The organism is Candidatus Eisenbacteria bacterium, from assembly GCA_016867495.1.
In the GTDB taxonomy this organism is placed as follows: domain Bacteria; phylum Eisenbacteria; class RBG-16-71-46; order CAIMUX01; family VGJL01; genus VGJL01.
In genome coordinates this window covers 1-4530 of the sequence record VGJL01000202.1, presented here as the reverse complement: position 1 = coordinate 4530, position 4530 = coordinate 1, and the positions used below count along the sequence as shown (strand labels likewise).

The 4530-nt window shown below is 67.0% G+C and carries 3 protein-coding genes; all 3 read right to left on the bottom strand.

Features of this window, described 5'->3' with window-relative positions; all coding sequences use genetic code 11:
- Positions 1–1894: DNA translocase FtsK (locus FJY88_12150; GenBank protein ID MBM3288086.1), on the bottom strand; the 1894-nt coding region annotated here is incomplete at its 3' end.
- Positions 1895–1900: 6 nt separating this feature from the next.
- Complete coding sequence (locus tag FJY88_12145; GenBank protein MBM3288085.1) at positions 1901–3160, bottom strand: adenosylhomocysteinase; 1260 nt, start codon at positions 3158–3160, stop codon at positions 1901–1903.
- A gap of 18 nt (positions 3161–3178) precedes the next feature.
- Positions 3179–4360: a methionine adenosyltransferase gene (locus FJY88_12140; GenBank protein ID MBM3288084.1), complete on the bottom strand. Its 1182-nt coding sequence runs from the start codon at positions 4358–4360 to the stop codon at positions 3179–3181.
- Positions 4361–4530 lie beyond the last annotated feature (170 nt).

Sequence of the window (4530 nt, the reverse complement as noted above, 5' to 3'; positions counted from 1 at the left end):
CCTGGGGTTGAGCGCGCAGGAAGTTGGCGACCCGCTCTCCATCCCCCTCCGTGCAATAGGCGCCGTGGACCCTGAAGGCTTCCGCCTTGCCGGGCGGAACGAAGAGCATGTCGCCGCGGCCCAGCAGGAACTCGGCCCCCCCGGCATCGAGGATCGTGCGCGAGTCGATCCTCGACGCGACCTGGAAGGCGATCCTCGCGGGGAAGTTGGCCTTGATCACGCCCGTCAGAACGTCCACGGAGGGGCGCTGCGTCGCCAAGATCATGTGGATTCCGACGGCGCGGGCCATGTGGGCAAGCCGGCTGATCGGCCCCTCGATCTCGATCCCCTGGGTCAGCATCAGGTCGGCCAGCTCGTCCACGACGACGACGATGTAGGGCAGCGGCTCCGCATCCTCTCCCGCTGACGCGGCTCGCTTCCGGTAGCCTTCGACATTCCGGACGGCAAGCTGCCGGAACAGGCGGTAGCGGCGGTCCATCTCTCCGCAGAGCCACTCCAGCATGCGCGTAGCGTGCCTCGGCTCCGTGACGACGGGGCATAGGAGCGACGGGATCCCGTCATATGGAGTCAGCTCGATCCTCTTGGGATCTATGAGCAGCAATCGAAGTTCCTCCGGAGTCCGGCGGAACAGGAGAGAGAGGAGGAAGCCGTTCAGGCAGACGCTCTTTCCCGACCCCGTTGTGCCGGCGACGAGAAGATGGGGCATCGCATCGAGACGGGCGAAGACGGGGGCGCCGGAGATCTCTCTTCCAAGGGCGAGCACGAGAGCGCCGTCCTGGCTCCGGAACTCCTCCGAGTCGAGGATCTCCTTGAGGGAGATCATGGCCGGCCGACGGTTGGGAACCTCGATCCCCACCGCGGCCTTGCCCGGGATCGGGGCGACCAAGCGAATCCGCTTTGCGCGCAGCGCGAGGGCGAGATCATCGACTCGAGAGACGATCTGGCTCACGCGGACTCCCGTGCCGGGCTCGAACTCGTAGCGGGTGACCACGGGGCCGGGGTGGACCTCGCCCACCTTCCCGGCGACGCCGAAGTCCATGAGAGTCCGCACGAGAAGCCGAGAGGTGTCGAGAATCTCCTCGCGATCGATGGCGGCCCTCGTCCCCTCCAGCTCCTCCAGCAGCGAGGCGTCGGGCAGCTGGCGCGCGGCCGCGTTCTCCGCCGGCCGGATCGCCTGTGGCCTCGAGGGAGTCATCCGCCTGGCACGGATCTGCGGCTCGGGGATCGATGGCGCCGCCTGCGGGGCCGCGCGGGCGTCATCCTCGACCTTCTCCTCCTCGTCCGGAGCCTCCCCGCTCTCGTCGTCCCGATTGTTCGCCAATCGGGCTTCCGCCGGAGATGCCCGGCCCGAGGCCTTCCGCGAGGAAGAAGTCTGCGCGGTCCGCTTCGACTCCTTCGCCGGAGCGTTCGCGCGCTCCATGGAAGCGCCGATCCGCTCGCGCAATCCCTCGGGGAGAACGAAGCGCCAGACGAGCCAGACAGAGATGAGGGCGAGCGCGGCGAGGGAGATCCACGAGCCCCAGGGCCCCAGGATCACCTGCAGGCGGCCGAGGATCCATCGGCCGACCGTCCCGCCGAGAGATTCGATCGGAGAGAGCACGGCGGAGAGGACGAGGAGCAGGGGCAGGGTCAACACGGCCAGGCGCAACAGCCCTCTCTTGCGCCGCCCGAGGATCCAGAGCAGGGCCAGCGGCGGCAGGAGCGCCCAGAGCCCCCAGCTCAGGATCGGCCCCAGGCGCCGGCCGAGGAGATCGGCAAGCCAGTCGACAAGGGGCCCGCACGCGGGACGGATGGCGTCGCGGGTCGCCAGCGCGAGACCGATGAGCGTCGCCAGGAGCAGGAGAAGGATCCCCTGCAGAGGAGCCGGGCTGACGCTCGATCGATGCGCGCTCATCCGCGCCTATGTCCCCTGATCCCAGGACTTGAGGTAGATCTGCTGCTCCTCCGTGAGCGTATCGATCGCGACGTCCAGGCAAGCGAGCTTCAGGCTGGCGATCTCCGCGTCGATTTCCTGGGGAACGCCGTAAACGCGCCGCTCCAGAGATCCCGCCCTCTTCACGATGTGCTCGGTGCAGAGGGCCTGGTTGGCGAAGCTCATGTCCATGACGTTCGCCGGATGCCCCTCCGCCGCGGCGAGGTTGATCAGGCGCCCCTCGCCCAGAAGATGGATCCGCTTTCCGCCGTCGATCACGAACTCCTCGACGAACGGGCGCACGTCGCGCCGCGACGAGGCGAGCTTCTCGAGCGCCTCGATGTCGATCTCGACATTGAAGTGGCCGGAGTTCGCCACGATCGCTCCATCCTTCATTTTCAGGAAGTGCTCGCGGCGCAGCACATGGATGTCCCCCGTGACGGTGACGAAGAGGTCTCCGAGAGGCGCCGCCGCGTCCATGGGGAGGACGCGATAGCCGTCCATGGTCGCCTCGAGAGCCCTCAGAGGATCGACCTCGGTGACGATGATGCTGGCGCCCATCCCGCGGGCCCTCATGGCGACCCCCCTCCCGCACTGGCCGTAGCCGGCGACCACCACGGTGCTGCCCGCCATCAGCATGTTGGTGCAGCGGAGCACGCCATCGATCGTGCTCTGTCCGGTCCCGTAGCGGTTGTCGAAGAGGTGCTTGGTCTTCGCGTCGTTGACCGCGACGATCGGATACCGGAGAACGCCGTCGCGCTCCATGCTGCGCAGACGGATGACGCCGGTGGTCGTCTCCTCCGTGCCGCCGATCACCTTCGCGACCAGGTCGGTGCGCTTGGAGTGCAGGGTTGAGACCAGATCCGCGCCGTCGTCCATCGTCAGATCCGGACCCGGATCCAGGACGGCGTGGATGTGGGCGTAGTAGGTCTCGTGGTCCTCCCCCTTGATCGCGAAGACCTCGATTCCGAAGTCCTCAACCATTGACGCGGAGACGTCGTCCTGGGTGGAGAGCGGGTTGGAGGCGCAGACCAGCACGCGCGCTCCTCCTGCCTTCAGGGTCCGGCAGAGATTCGCCGTCTCGGCGGTCACGTGCAGACAGGCTGCGAGGGTGTGCCCCGCGAGCGGCTTCTCCTTCCCGAATCTCTCCCTGATCCTCTCCAGGACTGGCATCTGCCGGTCGGCCCAGAGAATCCTGTTCTTCCCGTGAGGTGCGAGTCCCCGGTCCCGTATGTCGCAGAGCGCCATCCTTGCTTCCTCCAGTCGCTATTCCTTGATCCTCGAGACCGCGCGCCGGATCTCTTCCACGCGAGTGGCCTCCTCCCACGGAAAGCCCTCGTTCTCCCGCCCGAAGTGACCGTAGGTCGCTGTCCGCTTGTAGATGGGGCGCAGCAGGTTGAGCCCATCGATGATCGCTCGCGGCCGCAGGTCGAAGACCTCGTCGATGACCCTGCGAATGACCGGGACCGCGACCTTCTCCGTGCCGTAGGCCTCCACATGGATCGACACCGGCTTCGCCACCCCGATGGCATAGGCCAGCTGGAGTAGGAGCCGGTCGGCGAGTCCGGCGGCCACGAGGTTCTTCGCGACCCAGCGCGCGGCGTAGGTTGCCGAGCGATCGACCTTCGAGGGGTCTTTCCCCGAGAAGCTCCCTCCCCCGTGGGGAGCCAGGCCGCCGTACGTGTCGACGACGATCTTGCGCCCGGTCAGGCCGGTGTCCGCCCAGGGCCCGCCGCGAACGAATCTCCCGGTGGGATTGATGTGGAAGATGATCTTCTCGGGATCGGCGAGATTCCCGGGCAGCGCGGGCAGGATGACCTCCTGCTTCAGGCGCGCGCGGACCTCGTCGATCGGGGTCGATTCCTTGTGCTGCGCCGAGAGGACGACGGTGTGGACCCTGATGGGCCGGCCGTCCTCGCCGTACTCGATCGTGACCTGGCACTTCCCGTCCGGGCCGAGGAACGGAATCTGGCCGCTCGACCTGCACTCCCCCAGCCGCGCGCAGATCTTGTGGGCCAGCAGGATCGGCAACGGCATCAGCTCCGGCGTCTCGTTGGAGGCGTAGCCGAACATGATTCCCTGATCGCCGGCGCCCTGCTCCATCCGGTCCGCGCCTTCGCGGGCGACCCCCTGGGCGATGTCCTTCGACTGCTCGTCGATCGAGGTGAGGACCGCGCAGGTCTCCCAGTCGAAGCCGTACGATGGGTCGCTGTAGCCGATGTCGTGAATCGTGTCGCGGACGATCTTGGGGATCTCGACATACCCCGTCGTCGTGATCTCTCCCGAGATCAGCGCGAGGCCCGTCGTCACCAGGCACTCGCAGGCTACCCTGCAGTCGGGGTCCTGCTCGAGCAGGGAGTCGAGAATGGCGTCGGAGATCTGGTCGGCGACCTTGTCGGGATGTCCCGCGGAGACAGACTCGGATGTCATCAAGCGGGTATGGTTCATCAGGCAACTCCTTCTTTCCGATCGATGCGTTGCGCCCAAATGGTTCAGGTTAGCCGTCCGATCCGGGCGAAGCAAGGTCTCTGGACGGGCCTGACCGTATCACAGATGCGAGCGTCGGGCGGACGCGCGAGGCGGGAGGCTCTGATGCAGACGAGCCGCGGCTAGGACGG

Bases quoted from the DNA above. Each gene is read 5' to 3' on its own strand.
- FJY88_12140 (MBM3288084.1), bottom strand. From the start codon at position 4,360: ATGAACCATACCCGCTTGATGACATCCGAGTCTGTCTCCGCGGGACAT.
- FJY88_12145 (MBM3288085.1), bottom strand. From the start codon at position 3,160: ATGGCGCTCTGCGACATACGGGACCGGGGACTCGCACCTCACGGGAAG.